The sequence below is a fragment of the Cupriavidus sp. F041 genome (assembly GCF_057814235.1).
Window position 1 is genome coordinate 1,922,986 of the sequence record NZ_JBVASY010000002.1, and the last position, 18,316, is coordinate 1,941,301.

Genomic DNA, 18,316 nt, shown 5'->3' on the forward strand with positions numbered 1-18,316 from the left:
TCCGCGCCGGGTGGGATCCGTCACCGCCGGCCGCCCGCCGCGCGGATGGCGGCCCGCAGGGCCTCGGCCATGGCACCGGCAGGCAAGTGCCCGCCGGGCACCCAGACCAGCCGCGCCCGGGGCATGACCGCCTTCAAACGCAGGGCGTTGGCCGGCCGGCAGACCTTATCGGCACGGCCATGCAGCAACGTCACCGGGACGTCGCGCGCACCGATCTGCGACGCCGCCTTCAGCAACGCCGGCTTGCCCAGCCCGGCGCGGCGGCGCAGGTAATGCGCCTGGGTCCGGTATTTGTCCACCGCCGCCATGCGCTCGCGCCACGGCTGCCGCCCTGGCTGTGTCTGGCCAAGGCCCAGCATCCGCCGTTCGGCGCGCTGCCACTGTCCGGCAGTGTCCAGTTTTTGAACAGTCGTACCACTTTGCAACACTTGCGACACAGTGAGCAGGCGAGCCCGGGCGTCGGCCGACCGCTCGCCCCTCACCATGCCGCGCCGCAGCATCAAGCCGCCGCGCGGAGAAAAAAGCCGATGGATATCGTCGCGGCCAGTCAGGAATGCGCCCCGCAGGACCAGAGCCGCCACTGCGTCGGGATAGCGCGCGGCATAGGCCAGCGCCAGCGCTGCCCCCCAGGATCCGCCCACCACGCTCCAGCGCAGGACGCCAAGCGACTCGCGCAACTGCTCCAGGTCTGCCAGCAGCGCGCCCGCCGAATTCCGGCGCAGCGTCCCGGCGGGCCGCGAACGGCCCGCGCCGCGCTGGTCAGGCATTACCACACGGTGCCGCAGCGGATCGAACCATGCCGCCATCGACGGACTGCAGCCGCCGCCCGGCCCGCCGTGAAGCACCATCCACGGATCGCCTGTGGCCGGGCCAGCCTGCCGCACGTGCATGCGGTGGCCATCCCGCGTACGGAGAAAAAAACAATGGGACGGCAGCGGCGCTGCGGGCATGGATGTTGCCTCGGAAAGAACGCGGCGACGTTCGCCGCAAGAAGACGCGATGCATTCACTAACTATGCCACCCCCGAGGAGGAGACATGAACTGGAGTACCCCCGCCTACAAAGAACTACGCCTGGGTTTTGAGATCACGATGTACATAGCCAACCGCTGAGCACTTTTGCCTGAACGCCCCGATCTGGCAAGGCCCGCCCCCGCGGGCCTTTTTTCTCGCTGGCGGGCTTTTTGCTCTTCGACTCCGTAACGAACCCTATCGATACGTGCCATGACAATACTCCGGGTCCTGGGATCGGCCGCAGGCGGTGGCTTTCCCCAGTGGAACTGCAATTGCCGCAATTGCGATGGCGTACGCAACGGCACGCTGCGCGCCACGCCACGCACGCAGTCGTCGATCGCCTTGAGCGACGAGGGACAAGACTGGGTGCTGGTCAACGCCTCCCCCGACATCCTCGACCAGCTGCGCCACGCTCCGCCGCTGCAGCCGGCGCGCCAGCCGCGCGACACAGGCATTGCCGGGGTGGTGCTGATGGATGCGCAGATCGATCACGTCACCGGCCTCCTGATGTTGCGCGAGCACCGGCAGGCGCTGCCGGTCTACGCCACCGCGGCGGTGCTGCAGGATCTCGGCACGGCGTTCCCGCTGACACGCATGCTGTCGCACTACTGCGGCCTTGACACGCGCACGCTGGCCCTGGACGACGCGCCCTTCACGGTGCCGCCGCTCCATGGCGTGATGCTGACGCCGGTGCCGCTGGAGAGCAAGGCGCCGCCCTATTCCCCCAACCGCAACGCGCCGCAGCGTGGCGACAATATCGGGCTGCGCATCGTCGATGCCGCCACCGGCCGGCGCGCCTTCTATGCGCCCGGGCTGGGCCGCATTGAGCCGCACGTGCTCGACGAACTGCAGCGCGCCGACGTGGTGCTGGTGGACGGCACCTGCTGGCGCGACGACGAGATGCAGCAGCTTGGCTTCTCCGCCAAGACCGCGGCGGACATGGGGCACCTCGCCCTGTCCGGCCCGGGCGGCATGATCGAAACCCTCGACCGCCTGCCCGCGGCACGCAAGATCCTGATCCACATCAACAACACCAACCCGATCCTGGTGGACGACTCGCCGCAACGCGGCCTGCTGGCGGACCACGGCATCGAAGTAGCCTACGACGGCATGGAGATCACGCTATGACGCAAGCCACGGCATGGAGCGCCGCAGAATTCGAAGCACGCCTGCGCGCGAAAGAAACGGGCTATCACATCCACCACCCGTTCAACCTGCGCATGGCGGCCGGGCAATGCACGCCGGAACAGATCCGCGCCTGGGTGGCCAACCGTTTCTACTATCAGACCAGCATCCCGCTCAAGGACGCTGCAGTGCTCTCCAACTGCCCCGACCGCGCCACGCGCCGCGAATGGGTCGTGCGCATCCTGGACCATGACGGCACCGAGACCCAGGAAGGGGGCATCGAAGCCTGGCTGCGGCTGGGCCAGGCGGTGGGACTCGAGCGCGAGGCGCTGTGGTCGCACCGGCACGTGCTGCCCGGTGTGCGCTTCGCCGTCGACGCCTACGTGAATTTCGCGCGCCGCGCGCCCTGGCAGGAGGCCGTGTGCTCCTCGCTGACCGAGATGTTCGCCCCGGAGATCCACAAGGAGCGCCTGGCCGGCTGGCCCGGGCACTATCCGTGGATCGAAGCGCAAGGCCTGGATTATTTCCGCTCGCGCATTCCGCTTGCGCAGCGCGATGTCGACCACGGCCTGCGCGTGACGCTCGGCTACTTCCGCACGCCGGAGCAGCAGCAGCGCGCACTGGACATCCTGCAATTCAAGCTCGACATCCTGTGGTCGATGCTCGACGCCATCCAACTCGCCCACCCATGACCCCGACCGAAGCCGACCTGACCAAGCCCACGCTGCACCGGACCTTCCGCCTGCAGTGGGAAGACGCCCAGCAGAGCTGGATCCTGCTGTATCCGGAAGGCATGGTCACGCTCAACGACAGCGCCGCCGCCATCCTGCAGCGCTGCGACGGCAGCCACACCCTCGACATGCTGATCGACGACCTGCAGTCCGCCTTCGGCGTGCAGGGCATCGCACCGGAGGTACACGCCTTTGTCAAACATGCCATCGAACGCGGCTGGCTGGTCTGAGCCGCCGGCAGCCATAGCGCCGCCCGGGCCGCCGCTATGGCTGCTGGCGGAACTCACCTACCGCTGCCCGCTCCACTGCGCCTTCTGCTCCAACCCGGTGGACTATGCCCGGCACGACACCGAGCTCGACACCGCCCGGTGGCGCGACGTTTTCACGCAGGCGCGCGCGCTGGGCGCCGTGCAACTGGGCCTGTCGGGCGGCGAACCCCTGCTGCGCAAAGACCTGGAAGCACTGGTCGAACATGCCCACGGGCTCGGCTTCTACACCAACCTCATCACCTCCGGCATCGGCCTCACGGATGCCCGGCTGGCCGCCTTGCGCATTGCCGGGCTCGACCATATCCAGCTATCGTTCCAGGACTCCACGCGCGAACTCAACGATTTTCTCTCCAGCACCCGTACCTTCAACCTGAAGCAACGCGTGGCCCGCCTGATCAAGGCGCACGGTTATCCGATGGTGATGAACTGCGTGCTGCACCGGCACAACCTGCCTCATGTGGGCGCCATCATCGAGATGGCGCTGGAGATGGGCGCGGAGTACCTGGAACTGGCCAACACCCAGTACTACGGATGGGCCTGGGAGAACCGGCAGGCGCTGATGCCCACGCATGAGCAACTGCGCGAAGCCGAAGCGGTCGTGAAGGCATACCGCGCCCGCATCGGCAACCGGTGCAAGATCCTGTTCGTGGTGCCCGATTACTTCGAGCAACGGCCCAAGAAATGCATGAACGGGTGGGGCACGACCTTCCTTGGCGTGGCGCCCGACGGCGTCGCGCTGCCCTGCCATGCGGCCCGCATGCTGCCCGGGCTTGAGCTGCCGAACGTCACCACGCAATCGCTACGTGAGATATGGCGCGAGAGCGATGCCTTCCAGCGTTTTCGCGGCACGCACTGGCTGCCGGAGCCTTGCCGATCCTGCGATTCTCAGGCGGAAGACCATGGCGGTTGCCGTTGCCAGGCGTTCCTCCTGACCGGCGATGCCGCCGCCACGGATCCGGTTTGCGATCGGTCGGGAGACCATGGGAAGGTCGCGGAGATCGTGCTGCAGGGCAGGCTGGCCGAGGTGCAGGCGCGCGGACGGGAGAGCGGGATGGTCTTCCGCAGTGATGGGAATTCGCTCAGGCTAAGCAGCGAAGCTGGCTGTGCTGGTAGCGAAAAACGGGAGTAAGAAATAGAGAACAAAAAGAGCAAAGACGTTTCACGCCGTGCCTGGGCTGCCGGGCGGGCCGATGTGAAGCGTCTTTGCGAATCCTTCCTTCGTATCCGGTTTCTATCCGACCGTCAGGCCTGACACCGGTCTCTTTCAATGCTCATCCGGTGCTCATCCGATACTCAGCACCCACTCCGCCAGCCTCCTGGCATCCGCGTCACTGATACTCTCGTGCGACGGCATGGGAATCCGTCCCCAAACACCTTTTCCGCCCTCACGGATCTTTTTCGCCAGCCGCTCGGGCGCTTCCCCATCTCCCTTGTACTTGGCCGCTACCTCGGCAAAGCCCGGCCCTACCACCTTGGCATTCATACTGTGACAAGAAAAGCAGCCGCTCTTGTCTGCCAGCGCCTGCATATCCGGTGCCGCCTCGACCCGGGCGGCACACAGCACCATCGCCACGGTGGCCGTCAACGACAGGTATCCTTTCGCCTTCCGCATATCTACTTCCCAATGCTCTGATCATCGACCAGCCCTTGCGCGTGCCGGCTTCGATGTGCGACGCCGGCACGCACAGGGCAGCTTCACTACATGGTGTCCGGCAACGTTCAGCTCTTGTGCAGCTTGAACACCCACACCGATCCGCCCTGCTCCAGGAAATTCACGCGCTTGGCAACTTCCCCGCCCCACAGCGGCACCGCGCCGCCCCAGCCCGACACCACCGCCACATACTGCTCGCCGCCCTCCTCCCAGGTCACCGGAGGCGCCACCACGCCGCTGCCCGTCTGGAACTTCCACAGTTCCTTGCCGGTCTTGGCGTCCGCGGCCTTCAGGTAGCCCTCCGGCGTGCCCCAGAACACCAGCCCGCCGGCAGTGGTCATCACCCCGCCCCACAGCGGCGCGTAGTTCTTGACCTCCCACTCGATCTTGCCGGTCTTGGGATTGATCGCGCGCAGCGAGCCGATGTAGTCCTCGTTGAGCGGATGGATGGTGAAGCCGGCGCCGAGGAAGGCGGCGCCCTTCTTGTAGCCCACGGGTTCGTTCCAGATATCCATGCCCCATTCATTGGCCGGTACATAGAACAGGCCGGTCTGCGGGCTGTAGGCCATCGGCTGCTGGTTCTTGCCGCCGAGGAAGCCCGGCGCGGCGAACACGGACTGGCCCTTCTTCGGATCGCTGCCCGCGGCCGGGTCGCCCGGCCGGCTTTCCGCGATCATGTTGGGGCGCCCGGTCTTGAGGTCGATGCTGCTGGCCCAGGTGATCTTCTTGACGAAGGGGAAGGCGTTCACCAGCTTGCCGTTGGTGGCGTCATTGACGTAGAAGAAGCCGTTGCGGTCGGCCTTGCCGCCCAGGCGCTTCCCATCCTGGTCGAAGGTCACGAACTCGTTGACGCCGTCGAAATCCCAGCCATCGTTCGGCGTGTTCTGGTAATGCCAGACGATCTTGCCGGTGGTCGGGTCGAGCGCCACGGTCGAGGCCGAATACAGGTTGTCGCCCATGCGCATATGGCTGTTCCACGGCCCCGGGTTGCCGGTACCGAAGTAGGCCAGGCCGGTCTTCGGGTCATAGGTGCCGCCCAGCCAGGTGGCCGCGCCGCCGGTCTTCCAGGTCTCGCCGGGCCAGCTGGCGTTCTGGGTACCGGTCACACCGTCTTCGGTCTTGTTGCCGTCCTTGTCGTACTTGTAGCCCATATGGCCTTCCACCACCGGCCTGGACCAGACCAGTTGCCCGGTCTTCGCGTCGCGTGCCTCGACCCGTCCCACCACGCCGAACTCGCCGCCGGAGACGCCGGTCAGCACCATGCCTTTGACGATCAGGGGGGCTGCCGTGTAGGAATAGCCGGCGGCATAGTCCTCGATCTTGTCCTTCCACACCACCTTGCCGGTCTTCTGGTCCAGCGCCACCAGTTGCGCGTCGAGCGTGCCAAAGATCACCAGGTTGTCGTACAGGGCCGCGCCACGGTTGACCACGTCGCAGCAGGGCATGATGCCTTCGGGCAGGCGATGCTCATATTTCCAGAGCTTGCTGCCGGTCTTCAGATCGAGCGCGTAGATGCGCGAGTACGAGGCCGTCACGAACATCTTGCCGTCATGAATCAACGGCTGCGCTTCCTGTCCGCGCTGCTTTTCGCCGCCGAACGAGAACGACCAGGCCGGCACCAGCTGGCTGACGTTCCTGGTGTTGATGCGGTTCAGCGTGGAAAAGCGCTGGCCTTGCGGGCCCATCCCCCACGACAGCACGTCGCCCGGCGACTTCGCGTCGTTCTCGATCATGGCATCGGTCACCGCGGCCTGCGCCGCCAGGCTCGCGGCAGTCGCCGCGAGCACCATCATCACGCGTAACGTCCTCATTGTCTGCTCCTCTCTCTTGTTGTCGATCTTCACCAGTGCGCCACGCACACCAGACTGACTCTTGGCAATTCCCATGCCAATGGAAAACACCCGCTTCCGGCCCCGCGGCGGCCTGTGGATGCCCGGATGGCGTACCAGCGCGGAACACTCCGTTGCCGTTGTTGCGGAATTGAACAGCACACCTGTCCGGGACTCAGCGTCTCAACGCGGCATCCTCATACGCCGGGTAGAGGTGCGTCACATTGCGCAAGTACTCCGCCGGCATGGCGCCCCAGCGCGCGTAAGCGTCCGGCACCGGCATGGCGAGCACCTCGGCCAGGTCGCGGCCCTGGGATGCCGCCTGGGTCATGCGGGCGTCCAGCCACTGCAGGTAGCCGCGTGTCTGCGCGATGGAGTCCGCGCTGCCGAGCGCCGGTCCGTGGCTGGGGATCAGCAGCCGCGCGCCGCTGTCGCGCACCAGCGCCTGCAAATGGTCCAGGCTGGCCAGCCAGCGCTTGAGATCCGCGTGCGGTGTGGTCGGCACGCGCTCGCGAAACGCCACGCCGCCTGCGAAGACCACGCCGGCGCCGCGGTCCACTATCACGAGGTCGTCGGCGGTGTGGCCGTCCATCCGGATCAGGTCGAAGGTGTGCCGGCCGATCGTGCGCCGGCCTGGGGTCAACACATGGCGCGGCGGCGCCGGTTCGGTGTCGCGCATCCAGTTGCCGCACAGGCGGTAGAGGTTGTCGGCATAAGCAGGTCCTTCGCGCCGGGCGCCGTCGATGGTGCCGGCCAGCGCGCTGCCGCCCACGTCCGCATAGGCCTGGTTGCCGAAAAAGTAGTCCGGATGCAGGTTGAGATTGAGCACCAGCCGTACCGGCGCGGCCGTGACCGAAGCAATGGCACGGCGCTGCTGCTCGCCGTACTGGCGCGACGGCCCGGTATTGATCACTACCACGCCGTCACCCGTATCGATAAAGGCGGTGTTGATGATGTTGCAGCCGTTGTCCGGCGCGAAATCCGCATTGGCCCCTTCCAGCAGCCACACGTCGGCGGCGACCTGGCGTGGCGCCAGGCGATAGTCCCCTGCCTGCGCCAGCGCCGCCTGCGCTGCCAGCCATAGCAGGATCCCGAGCGCGCGCTTCATGGCGTCACCTGCGCCGCGAACCGGTTGCCGTTGTTATCGCGCCCGCTCACCGTCATGCCGCGCTCCATGGCCTCGCGCAGGTCGAAGGAGAAGATCGGGTTCTCGGCAACCGGTTCGTACAGCGTCAGGCGCAGCATCGCTTCCCGGGTGGCGTCGAGCAGGCTCAGCGACTCCACATGGAAGGCCGGGATACCGGCCACCAGCCCGGTGTCCATCGGGTGCATCACGCGTAGCCGCACCCGGCCACCGTTGCCGCCGAAGCCGGGAAACACGCGCGATTCGACTCGGTTCAGCGTGGTGCTCCACGAACCGTCGCGGCGCGTAGCGCCCGGCACCGTGCATCCGCCGCCGCTGGCATCCACCATCACCCCGCCCACGTGCCACACCCCGTCCCGCGTGCGGGCCGCCACGCGCACCGGCGAGGCCTGCTCCAGCTTGAAGCGGAACGACAGGGAGGGGCGCACCCTGAGCGGCTCGAACTCCAGCACCTTGCGGATCGGGTTGCGGTCCACCGCCACCACGATACGATCCACCTCGCCGAGCGCCGACGCATCAAAAGCAATCGGCACCCGCATCGGATCTTCGGCAAAAGCCGGCCCGGTGACCTTGACGCGGCTGTCGAACACGTACGGCGCCTGCCGCAGCGCTTCCTTGTGCACCAGCGGCCATTGCGGCGACTGCAACGGATCGCGGCTGTCCAAGGCCCACGCGCCCGTTGCGGCCAACGCCAGGCAAGCTGCCAGCGGCACGGCATGTCTCATGCCGGACCCCCGGCCTGGCGCACGCGGCGAGCCATCCCGCGCTGAGGGTCGTAGCCGAGCAGCGCCAAAGCGAAGAACACGGCCGTGCAACCGGCCACCACCGCGAGACTGACTGGCGCGGCCTGCCCGTACAAGGCGAAGCGGATCGCTTCCACGGCATGGGTAAAGGGATTGAAGCGCGCGAGCTGGTAGACCACCGTGGCGCCGGACTCCTCCAGCTTCCAGAGCGGATAGAGCGCCGAGCTGATGAAGAACATCGGGAAGATCACGAAATTCATGGTGCCGGCGAAGTTCTCCAGTTGCCGCACATGCACCGACAACAGCAAGCCCAACGCCCCAAGCATCAGCGCGGCCAGCACCATCACCGCCAGCGCCCCGGGGAGGCATGCAGGCGCGAACGTCACGTCGAAGGCCATGGCGACAAGCAGGAAGGCGACCATCTGCAGCAAGGAAAGCAAGGTGCCGGCGGCCAGCTTGCAGGCGAGCAGCCAGGCCCTGGGCAGCGGCGCGGTCAGCAGCAGGCGCATCACGCCCATCTCGCGGTCGTACACCATCGCCAGCGAGGACTGCATGCCGTTGAACAGCGCGATCATGGCGAGCAGGCCGGGCGTGACAAAGACCTTGTATTCGACATAGGTGTCATAGGGCGGCACGATGGCGACGCCGAGCGCGTTCTGGAAGCCGGCTGCGAATACCAGCAGCCACAGCAGCGGCCTCGCCAGCGACGAGCACAGCCGCCCGGGCTGCCGGAAAAACTTGTGCAGTTCGCGCCCGGACACCGCGCGCAAGGCGCGCCAGGCATGGATCAGGGTGGTAGTCATGGCCTGGGCGTCGCCCCCTCTATTTGCCTGGACGGCACGCGGTGTCGGCCGCATCGGCGCCCAGCGTGTCGAGATTGTTCTTCGGATGCAGCACGCCCTCCACTGGCGCCACGCCGACCACGCCGTCGGGATGCGCCAGCAGGACCGGCTGGCGCAACTGGCGGTCCCAGCGCCGGAAGGACAGCGGCGGCCCCTTGAAGCCATCCACCACCACCGCCTCGGAGACCAGCGCCTCGGCCTGCCCGGCAAAGCCGCCCTTGGGCTGCCGCGCCACGCTTTCGGCGATCGCCTTCACAGCCACCCACGCGGCCCAGTCGTAGCCGGTCATGGGACGGCCTGCCGCCTTGATGAAACGCCGGTTCAGCTGCGGCCCGCCGTTGCGCTCCCAGGCCCAGTGCCAGGCCTGGCCGGTCAGTCCGCTGGCACCTACCACCGGGCGGGGCAGCTGGGTGGCATAGGGCACGCCGCGCGCGAACTCGCCGTCGGCATCGGCGACCACCACCACGTCGTAGTCCACGCCGGCAGTCAGCAGGCCGAGATTGCCCAGCTCGCGCTCCCGCGGATCGTTTGACAGCTTGAACGCGCGCTGCGCCGACCAGGCAATGCCGAAGCGGCGGGCAGCCTGCGTGAGCACGGCGCGCTGCGCCGCGTCTTCCGGCGACGGCCCGCTCAGCAACAGCGCACGGCGCCACTTGCGCAGCGCCAGGTATTGCATCAGCGCGTCCGCCTGCATGCGCCGGCTGGGCAGCGCGTGGAGCAGGTGCGGCGCGCAGCCGGCGCCGCGCAGTTCGTCGTCATCGGCGGAAACGTTGAACAGCAGCGCTTCGCCCGGCTTGACCGCAAGCGCCGCCAGCCTGACCGCCGGAGCCGGCAGGTCCAGCAGGATAAAGCGCGTGCCCTGGCGCGCCAGCGCGGCTACCATCGGCCCCACCTCGGCCTCGCCGCCGGCTTCCTGCGCATCGAGCCGCAGGACCTGCCCGGCGGCTTCCAGCGCAAAGCGCGATTCCGCCACTGCCACGCGCGCGCCGTCCACGGGACGGCCTTGCGGCTGGCCGGGATAGCGTTGCTCCATCCGCCTGGGTGCATAGCGTGCATCCCCGGCCATGGAAACCACGGCCACCCTTACTTCAGCCGCGTGCGCGGTGGCCGCCAGCAACGCGAACACGGCCAGCCAGCGCAGCCCGGTCGCCGGACTAATCATCGATCGCCACCGAATGCGGCACCCTGCCGGCCTTGAGCGTGGTCACGGCCTTGTTGCTTGCGGTGTCGACCACGCTGACGTCGTCCGACAGCCCGTTGGCCACATAGAGCAAGGCGTTGTCGCGCGTCAGCGCCAGGCCCCAGGCGCGGCGGCCCACCAGCACGTAGTCCAGCACCCGGCGCGAAGCCACATCGACCACGGCCACGCGATTGGCGCGGCCCAGCCCGATATAGGCGCGCTTGCCGTCGCTGCTGGCGGTCAGCCCGACCGGGGTCACGTCCTCCGCACGGAAGCCCTTTGGCGTGAAGGCGATGGTCTGCACCACTTCCAGCGTATCGGTGCGGATCACGCTGACGCTGGCGGCCAGTTCATTGGTCACCCACAGCTCCTTGCCGTCCATGGCCAGCAGCAGGCGGCGCGGGCGGTTGCCGACCCGGATGTTCCTGATCAGCTTGCGCGATGCCACGTCGATCACATGGACCAGGTTGGCCACTTCCGAGGTGACGTACACGCGCTTGCCGTCCGGGCTGGCCTTCACGCCCTCGGGCTCTTCGCCCACCTTGATGGCAAACACCTTCTTGCCGGACGCGATGTCGTAGGCCGACAGCAGTCCGTCCTCCTCGTTGGAGACGTAGAGCGTACGGCCGTCGGGACTGAGGTCGAACAGCTCCGGGTCGTCGCCGACCGGCAGCGAGGCCACGGTCTTGCGGCTCGCCACGTCGACCACGTCCACCCGGTTATCGTCGCTGCAGGCCACGTAAAGGCGCCGCCGGTCCGGCGACAACTGCAGGTGGCGCGGGCGCTTGCATTGCCGCCAGACGGCAATCAGTTGCCTGCTGGCGGCGCTATAGGCGGCCACGGCATCGTCTTTCTCGCTGGAGACGAAGACCTGCCCGGTGGCGTTGCGGCTTTCAGCGGCGCCGGCCACGCCGGCGGCGATCAGCAGCAACATGGCGGCCAGGGTGGCGCAGGCGATAAAGCCAAGGGTGGGCGGCTTGTTCATGCTGGGGTACGCTCGGCGACGGGCTCGCTGGCGCGCGCGGTGGCACGGACAGGCGATGCGGGGAAGCTGGTCAGGGCCAGGAAGGCCTGCTCCAGGCTGTCGCACTCGGCGGCGCCGCGCAGCGCGGCCGGCGTGCCATCGAAGCGCACCGCGCCCCGATGCAGCACGATCACGCGGTCCGCCTGCTCCACCTCCTGCACCAGGTGCGTGGCCCACAACACGCCGGCCTGCGCCTGCGCGGCAAGCCGGCGCGCATCGGCAACGATCTGCGCGCGCGAAGCCGGATCGAGCCCGACCGTAGGCTCGTCCATCAGCAGCACGGCGGGCTCGTGCAACAGCGCGCGCGCCAGTTCCACCTTGCGCCGGTTGCCGCCCGAGAGCTCGCGCACGGATGCCCCTGCCCGCTCCGCCAGGCCGAAATCCTCCAGCAGCCGGGCAATCCGCCCGGCGGCAACGCGGCGCGGCAGCCCGTGCAGGCCGGCATGGAAATGCAAGTTCGATGAGATCGACAAGTCCAGGTCGATGGCCGGCTGCTGGAACACGATGCCGAGGCGGGCCAGCGCGCGCACCGGGTGGCGCCGCATATCCGCCCCCATGACCGTGACGCGCCCCGCGTCGGCCACGAACAAGCCGCTGAGGATCTGGAACAGAGTGGTCTTGCCTGCGCCGTTGGGGCCCAGCAGCGCGACGAATTCGCCGCGCCGCACGTCGAGCGAAACGCCGTCCAGCGCGTGCTGGTTGCCAAAGCGCTTGCGCACCGCTTCACAGCGCAGCGCCAGCGGGGATTCCGGGGCCATCACAGGTGCTCCTTCGGCTGGGCCGTGCCCACCCGCTCGGCGAAGCGCCGCTCCGCCTCCCAGGCGCGCTGCAGGTAGGCCTCGTACCGGGCGGTGTTCAGGTAGGTCAGTTCCTGGTCGTACCTGGCCAGCTCGGCCACGTGGCGGGGCTGTTGCATGGCGATCCGGAACGCGTCGTGCAGGCGGCTGACGATCAGCGGGTCGGTGCCGCGCGGCACGCCGATGCCATACGGCGAGTTGTGGATCGCGTTGTCGAAACCCAGCTCGCTGACGGTCGGCACCTCGGGCCAGCGCGCCGAGCGCTGCGCGCTGAACACGGCCAGAAGGCGCATCCGCCCGCTCTCCACGAAGGGCGCGAAGCCGGTCGAATTCACGCCCGCCATCAGCGAGCCATTGGCCACCGCCAGCATCTGGTCCGCGGTGCCGCGGTAAGGCACGTGCACGTAGCGCACGCCGCTGCATCCGAGCACATCCTCCATGGCGAGGTGGGCGGTGGTGCCGATGCCGGTCGAACCCACCGTCAGCGCGCCGGGATGGGCACGGCCCCAGGCAATCAGGTCATCCAGCGTGTGGAAGGGGCTGTCTGCGGGCACCACGATGCCGAAGGTGTAGCCGGAGATCATCAGCACCGGCTGGATGTCGCGCAGCGGCTGCCACGCGGTCTTCTGCTGATGCGGGAAGCGATAGACCGTCAGCGGCAGCTGGCCGATGGTGTAGCCATCCGGCCGCGCGGCGGCAAGCGCGCCGCCCACCAGCGTGCCGCCGGCGCCCGGCTTGTTCTCCACCACGATGGGCTGGCCGAGCTCGCGCCCGGCCAGTTCCGCCAGTACGCGCATCGAGATATCGGTGGCACCGCCCGCCGGCCACGGCACGATCAACGTGATCGGGCGCACCGGAAAGCGCGGCGCCCCCTCCGCTGGCGCGGCCAGCGCGTTGGCCAGCGCATGCGCCAGGCCAAAGCAGAGCAGCAGCGCGAAAGCGAGGCGACGAAGCATGGCATGGCAGAAGGTGGAAGTGTTCATGCTGGTTAGAAGAGCAAGGCCGATACCATGTGCGGCGCAACATGCGCGCTGTCGGGCGCCTGGCCTTCTCCTGCGTCATCCTGGAGGCCGCCAGGCATCGCGGTAAGGCTGCTCGTTGTGCAGTGCGCTACTGATGGTTGTCCCAGCATGGAACACGCCACCAGCGCCCGGGCCAGACCTGTCCCGTTTTGAAACAGAGCCTCAGCCGAAGCCGTGCTCCACCGCATAGCGATGCATTTCCACCCGGTTGGCCAGGCCCATCTTCTTGCGGATCAGCGTCTGGTAGTTCGCCACGGTCTTGGTACTGAGATAGAGCTGCGCTGCCACTTCCTCGATCGCCGTGCCGCGCGCAAACAGGCGGAACAGGTCGAACTCGCGCGGCGACAAGGCCAGGTGCGGCGGCGGCCGGCTGCCGGCATCGACCAGGCCGGCGACATCGTCGGACAGCGCCTGCCCCCCGTTGGCCACCTTGCGCACCGCGTCCACCAGTGCCTCCGGCGCACTGCTCTTGGTCAGGTAGCCGGCGGCGCCGGCCCGCATGGCCTGGCTCACGATGGCGGCGCTGTCGTGCATGCTGAACACCAGGATCCGCAATGCGGGGACCCGCGCGCCCAGCCGCTGCAGCACCTCCATGCCGCCGCGTCCGGGCATCGACAGGTCCAGGATCAGTACGTCGGCCGGATGCTGCGTCAGCCAGGCGTAGACGGCATCGCTATCGCCGAACTCGGCCACCACGCGCACCCCCTCCTCCAGTTCGAGCAGCCGCCGGTACCCGGTGCGCACTACCGCGTGATCATCGGCAATGACTATGTCGATCGTTTTCATTGGCTCTGGCTCCCATGCGGTTGAACCGGCTCGGCGAAGGCCTGCCGCGCAAGCGGAAAGCTGGCACTCAGGCGGCAGCCGGGCGTGGCAAGGACCGCAGCAGAGGCGGGCTCGATGTGCAGCGTGCCCAGATGGGCCCACGCGCGCTCCTGCATCCCCCGCAGGCCATGACTGCGCTGCAGGGCCGCGGCGACGTCGGCAATGCCCTGGCCGTCGTCCTCCACGCTCCAGCGCACCGCCTCCCCTGCGGCCGTGGCGGCAATGCGGATCGCCACGCGGCGCGCGCCGGCATGGCGCATCGCGTTGGTCAGCGCTTCCTGCGTCATCCGGTACAGCGTCAGGACCAGGTCCGGGCCCGGCGCCATGCCGCCAAGCGCCACCTCACAGTCCACCTGCGTCTGCTGGCCCGGCTGGTCGCGCCAGGCTTGCACCAGGTCCTGCAGCAAGCGCTCCACCGAGGCGAGGCGGCCGTCGGGCTGCACGCCGTGCGGCCGAAGCCGGTGCAGCAGATGGCGTACCTCGTGCTGAATCCTGGCGCAATGCCCGGCCAGGTCGTTGGCCACGAGTTGCAGCACGGGCTCATGGACGCTCTTGCGTACCAGATAGGCGGCATCGGCGCGCATTGCGGTGAGCACCTGGCCGAACTCGTCGTGCAGCTCCCGCGCCAGGCGCGCGCGCTCGCTTTCCTGGGCAGTCAGCAGCTTGCGGCTCAGGGCGCGGCGCTCCGCCTGGGCATCGTCCAGCGCACCGGCCAGGTGGTTGAGCGCACGGCCGACCTGGTCCATCTCGCGCGTGCGCATGGACGGCAGGCGCACGCTGTAGTCCTTGTCTTCGTAGCGACGGATAGCCTCCAGGATCTGTTGCAGGGGGGCGAGCGCCCGTCCCAGGGCCCAGTGGATGCCAAACAGCAGCAGCGCGCCATAGACGGCTAGCACGGCGAGGTTGCCGGCCATGTCGTCGCGGGCTTCCTGGATTTCGCTCTCAGGATTCCAGCGCAAGGCGGCGCGGTAGGTGGCGCCGTCGCGGGTGTGGATCTCCCAGCGGCTTTCCGGCCGCGCCGCATCGGCGCCCAGGCCCGGAAGGACTAGCAGGCCGCCCCAGGCGGAGCTGTCCCGTGGCTGCGGCGCGCTCACCAGCACCTGGCCCGTGGCGTCCTCCAGATGCAGCCACAAGTGGCGCATCCGGGCCGATGCATTGATGGCGCGCAGGGCGGCAAGATGCACCTCGCGTTCGGCCGGAGCCGCCATCTGCAAGGCCGATAGGCGCGGAATCAGTTGTGCCATGGCGTCCGCGCCACGGCGCTCGTCGCCGATGGCGCGCACCGCGAGCCATAGCGCGACCAGCAGCGCACAACACAGGCAGGCCGCGGAGATCCAGATGGCACGGCGTAACAGATAGCGAGACATCGTCATGGCAATGACGCCCCCCTGAAGGTTGCGGTGGCCGGTGGACATCGCCTGCGGATCGGGAGGTATTCCCGAAGCCCGAGGTACGGAACCTGCTCCCTGTCCCTCGAGTTGTTTCCGCCAGGCCGGCACCCAACGCAGGTGCCCCGGCCAATCATTCCGAGGAGATGCAAGATGCCAGCCAACCTACCCCCGCCCAGGCGCAGTGCCGTGCCGCGAGGCGCTGCCCTGCGCCCGGCGCCCCGCCGCGGCGCGCCACGGCGCGGCGCGGTCACCGCCATCGCACTGGCCGTGGCACTGCTGGCCGCCCTGCCCGCTGTTGCACAACAGGACAATGGTGTGCAAATCGGGGACAGTGCCACGCTGCCCGAGGTCCTGGTGGTGGCGGCGGCTCCGCTGCCCGGCATCGGCGTGGACCGCGATGTCGTGCCCTACACGGTGCAGACGGCCAGCGGCGACGAGCTGAACGGCACGCGCACCGGCACCCTCGCCGAATACCTGGCGCGTAACTTCACCGGCGTCAACGTCAACGACATCCAGGGCAGCCCCTTCCAGACCGACCTCACCTACCGCGGCTTTCGCGCCTCGTCGATCCCGGGCGTGTCGCAAGGGCTGTCTGTCTACCTGGACGGCATCCGCGTCAACGAGCCCTTCAGCGATGTGGTGAGCTGGGACATGATTCCCGAGTCCGCCCTGGAAAGCGTCTCGCTGGTCTCCAGCGCCAACCCCGCTTATGGCCTCAACACGCTTGGCGGCGCGCTTGCCATGACCACCCGCTCGGGCCTGACCTCACCTGGCTTCACCGCCGATCTCTCCTATGGCAGCGGCAACCGCAAGCGCGCCGACCTGTCGGGCGGCATCCGCAGCGACAGCGGCTGGCACGCCTTCGCCGCCGGCACCCTGTTCCAGGAGCACGGCTGGCGCGATCATTCCGAGGGCCGGCTCGGCAACCTGTTCATCAAGGCCGGGCACGAGGGCGAGACCAACAGCTGGGACGTCTCCGTGCTGCATGGGCGCAGCATCCTGATCGGAAACGGCCTGGTGCCCAGCTACCGCGCTAGCGGCAATGCCATGCTGCCCGGGCTCTACGAGAGCAATCGCGGTGCCGTCTATACCTATCCCGACAAAACCGAGAACATGGTCACCCAGGCCGCCCTCAACGGCCGCCACTGGTTCGACGAGAAGACCAGCGCCGCCGTGCTCGCCTATGTGCGCACCAGCCGCCGCGACACCACCAACGGGGACGTGAACCCGGTCTACGCTGCTTACACGGAAGACTGCGAAGATGGCTTCAATGCCGACGGCAGCCCGCGCAAGTCCCGCTGCGGCTACACCCGGGACGAAGGCGCGGCGCTGGATCCGGCGGTGCTGAACACGACGCACATGTGGCAGCAGTCCATCGGCATGGCGTTCAGCTTAGCCAAGGAGACGGAAAAGCACCTGATCAACGCCGGGCTGACGTTCGACCGCAGCCGCCTGACGTACTCGCAGTACGAGCAGCTCGGCACCTTTACCGACGACCGCGGCGTGATCGCGGACCCGGATGCGCCGAACGAACTGTTCTCCGGCGTCAGCGGCACCTCGCGCGCGATTGGCCTGTACCTGTCGGACACCTGGGCCGTGACGCCCAGCACCTTCGTGACTGGTTCGGCCCGGTGGAACCACGTGGCCGTGAGCAATACGCTGCGCAACAGCGACGGCAGCGAGCAGCCGAACGAGAGCTTCACCTACCGCAGGCTCAACCCCGCGCTTGGCGTTACGCAGAAGCTGGGCGCCGGGGTCTCGGTATTTGGCGGCTACGCCCAGAACAACCGCGTGCCGACGGCGCTCGAATTGGGCTGCGCCGATCCCGCCCAGCCCTGCCGCCTGCCTGCCGGCCTGCAGGCCGACCCTTACCTCAAGCAGGTCGTCTCGCACTCCTATGAAGTGGGCGCGCGCTGGCGGCCCTCGAAGGATACGGAAGTGTCCGGCTCACTCTACCGCGTTGATAACCACGACGACATCCTCTTCCTGCGCGCCCCCAACACGCAGCAGGGCTACTTCGCCAATTTCGACCGGACGCGCAACCAGGGCTTCGACCTGTCCGCCCGGCAGCGCTTGGGCAAGGTCACCCTGCGCCTCGGCTACAGCTATCTCGACGCCACCTATCAGGCCACCGGGCAGCTCGCGGTGGGCGAACGGACCATCGACGTCAAGCCGGGCATGCGCCTGGCCGGCCTGCCGCGCCACACCATCAAGCTGGGCGTGGACTGGCAGGCGCTGCCCGAACTGACCCTGGGCGCCGACCTGGTTGGCGTGTCCAGCAGCGTCACCAGCGGCAACGAAGACGGCCTGCGCGCCGACCCGCAGCCCGGCAAGGCGCCGAAGTCCTTGAACTGGAGTACGCCGGGGTATGCCACGGTCAACCTGCGCGCCTCGTATCGCGTGAGCAAAGGCTTCGAGGTTTACGTGCGTGTGGCCAACCTGTTCGACCGCCGCTACGAGACCTACGGGCAGATCGCCAATGACGTCTTTCCCAACGGCAATCTGCTACGTCCGCAGAATACGCAGGGAGACAACGCCAGCGCACTGTTCGTCGCCCCCGGCGCTCCCCGCAGCGTCTGGGCCGGCGTGATTTACCGCATGTGATCCGACAATGGAAGCACGCGTGGCATCAGGTGGTGCTTGCCTGGGCTTGATGCTTGGCGAAGTTGAGCGGCCGCGGGGCGCTGATGGCGACGGAGGTATTTCCACTGGTTCCGGGTGCAGGCAATCG

Annotated in this window: 18 protein-coding genes; 6 read left to right on the top strand and 12 right to left on the bottom strand. The window is 68.0% G+C overall.

Annotated features, from left to right (window positions below; all coding sequences use genetic code 11):
• Nucleotides 1-20: 20 nt before the first annotated feature.
• Entirely contained in the window at nt 21-950 is a 930-nt protein-coding gene (locus tag ACZY0R_RS26150) for an alpha/beta fold hydrolase (protein ID WP_488862435.1), read from the bottom strand.
• A gap of 86 nt (nt 951-1,036) precedes the next feature.
• On the opposite strand from ACZY0R_RS26150, the gene pqqA reads away from it, so the two are divergent.
• The 5 genes from pqqA (at nt 1,037) to pqqE (ending at nt 4,266) form a co-directional block, all read left to right on the top strand.
• Nucleotides 1,037-1,111 (top strand): pyrroloquinoline quinone precursor peptide PqqA, encoded by a 75-nt coding sequence (pqqA, locus tag ACZY0R_RS26155; protein ID WP_081862055.1) that lies wholly within the window; start codon nt 1,037-1,039, stop codon nt 1,109-1,111.
• A gap of 111 nt (nt 1,112-1,222) precedes the next feature.
• Nucleotides 1,223-2,140, top strand: a complete 918-nt coding sequence (pqqB, locus tag ACZY0R_RS26160) for a pyrroloquinoline quinone biosynthesis protein PqqB (RefSeq protein WP_488862437.1) — start codon at nt 1,223-1,225, stop codon at nt 2,138-2,140.
• Nucleotides 2,137-2,829: a pyrroloquinoline-quinone synthase PqqC gene (gene pqqC / locus ACZY0R_RS26165; protein ID WP_488862439.1), complete on the top strand. Its 693-nt coding sequence runs from the start codon at nt 2,137-2,139 to the stop codon at nt 2,827-2,829. The genes pqqB and pqqC overlap by 4 nt, the downstream gene beginning before the upstream one ends.
• Nucleotides 2,826-3,098 carry a pyrroloquinoline quinone biosynthesis peptide chaperone PqqD gene (pqqD, locus tag ACZY0R_RS26170; protein WP_035862268.1) on the top strand — a complete coding sequence of 91 codons (273 nt, stop codon included), beginning with the start codon at nt 2,826-2,828 and terminating at the stop codon, nt 3,096-3,098. Before pqqC ends, pqqD begins: the two co-directional genes overlap by 4 nt.
• A complete protein-coding gene (gene pqqE, locus ACZY0R_RS26175) occupies nt 3,070-4,266 on the top strand; it encodes a pyrroloquinoline quinone biosynthesis protein PqqE (protein WP_488862441.1) in 1,197 nt (398 codons plus the stop codon). The genes pqqD and pqqE overlap by 29 nt, the downstream gene beginning before the upstream one ends.
• 153 nt (nt 4,267-4,419) lie before the next feature.
• Here pqqE and ACZY0R_RS26180 read toward each other — a convergent pair whose 3' ends face one another.
• The 11 genes from ACZY0R_RS26180 to ACZY0R_RS26230 all read right to left on the bottom strand — a co-directional run bounded on the left by ACZY0R_RS26180 (nt 4,420) and on the right by ACZY0R_RS26230 (nt 15,567).
• On the bottom strand, nt 4,420-4,704 hold the full coding sequence (locus ACZY0R_RS26180) for a c-type cytochrome (RefSeq protein ID WP_488866179.1): 285 nt from the start codon (nt 4,702-4,704) through the stop codon (nt 4,420-4,422).
• Nucleotides 4,705-4,856: 152 nt separating this feature from the next.
• Entirely contained in the window at nt 4,857-6,599 is a 1,743-nt protein-coding gene (locus ACZY0R_RS26185; RefSeq protein ID WP_488862443.1) for a PQQ-dependent methanol/ethanol family dehydrogenase, read from the bottom strand.
• A gap of 193 nt (nt 6,600-6,792) precedes the next feature.
• Nucleotides 6,793-7,725: a quinoprotein relay system zinc metallohydrolase 1 gene (locus ACZY0R_RS26190; RefSeq protein ID WP_488862445.1), complete on the bottom strand. Its 933-nt coding sequence runs from the start codon at nt 7,723-7,725 to the stop codon at nt 6,793-6,795.
• Nucleotides 7,722-8,486 (bottom strand): quinoprotein dehydrogenase-associated SoxYZ-like carrier, encoded by a 765-nt coding sequence (locus ACZY0R_RS26195; RefSeq protein WP_488862447.1) that lies wholly within the window; start codon nt 8,484-8,486, stop codon nt 7,722-7,724. Before ACZY0R_RS26195 ends, ACZY0R_RS26190 begins: the two co-directional genes overlap by 4 nt.
• Nucleotides 8,483-9,307, bottom strand: a complete 825-nt coding sequence (locus tag ACZY0R_RS26200; protein ID WP_488862449.1) for an ABC transporter permease — start codon at nt 9,305-9,307, stop codon at nt 8,483-8,485. Before ACZY0R_RS26200 ends, ACZY0R_RS26195 begins: the two co-directional genes overlap by 4 nt.
• Nucleotides 9,308-9,326: 19 nt before the next feature.
• Complete coding sequence (locus tag ACZY0R_RS26205) at nt 9,327-10,508, bottom strand: ABC transporter substrate-binding protein (protein ID WP_488862451.1); 1,182 nt, start codon at nt 10,506-10,508, stop codon at nt 9,327-9,329.
• Nucleotides 10,501-11,511 (bottom strand): PQQ-dependent catabolism-associated beta-propeller protein, encoded by a 1,011-nt coding sequence (locus ACZY0R_RS26210; RefSeq protein WP_488862453.1) that lies wholly within the window; start codon nt 11,509-11,511, stop codon nt 10,501-10,503. The genes ACZY0R_RS26205 and ACZY0R_RS26210 overlap by 8 nt, the downstream gene beginning before the upstream one ends.
• On the bottom strand, nt 11,508-12,308 hold the full coding sequence (locus ACZY0R_RS26215) for an ABC transporter ATP-binding protein (protein ID WP_488862455.1): 801 nt from the start codon (nt 12,306-12,308) through the stop codon (nt 11,508-11,510). Before ACZY0R_RS26215 ends, ACZY0R_RS26210 begins: the two co-directional genes overlap by 4 nt.
• The gene (locus ACZY0R_RS26220; RefSeq protein WP_488866181.1) at nt 12,308-13,303 is read right to left on the bottom strand and encodes a tripartite tricarboxylate transporter substrate binding protein; all 996 of its coding nucleotides are present in this window, start codon (nt 13,301-13,303) and stop codon (nt 12,308-12,310) included. Before ACZY0R_RS26220 ends, ACZY0R_RS26215 begins: the two co-directional genes overlap by 1 nt.
• Nucleotides 13,304-13,531: 228 nt before the next feature.
• A complete protein-coding gene (locus tag ACZY0R_RS26225; RefSeq protein ID WP_488862457.1) occupies nt 13,532-14,155 on the bottom strand; it encodes a response regulator transcription factor in 624 nt (207 codons plus the stop codon).
• Nucleotides 14,152-15,567, bottom strand: a complete 1,416-nt coding sequence (locus ACZY0R_RS26230; protein WP_488862459.1) for a histidine kinase — start codon at nt 15,565-15,567, stop codon at nt 14,152-14,154. Before ACZY0R_RS26230 ends, ACZY0R_RS26225 begins: the two co-directional genes overlap by 4 nt.
• Nucleotides 15,568-15,735: 168 nt before the next feature.
• Between ACZY0R_RS26230 and ACZY0R_RS26235 the strand changes: the two genes are divergently transcribed.
• Complete coding sequence (locus tag ACZY0R_RS26235; RefSeq protein WP_488862461.1) at nt 15,736-18,189, top strand: TonB-dependent receptor; 2,454 nt, start codon at nt 15,736-15,738, stop codon at nt 18,187-18,189.
• Nucleotides 18,190-18,316 lie beyond the last annotated feature (127 nt).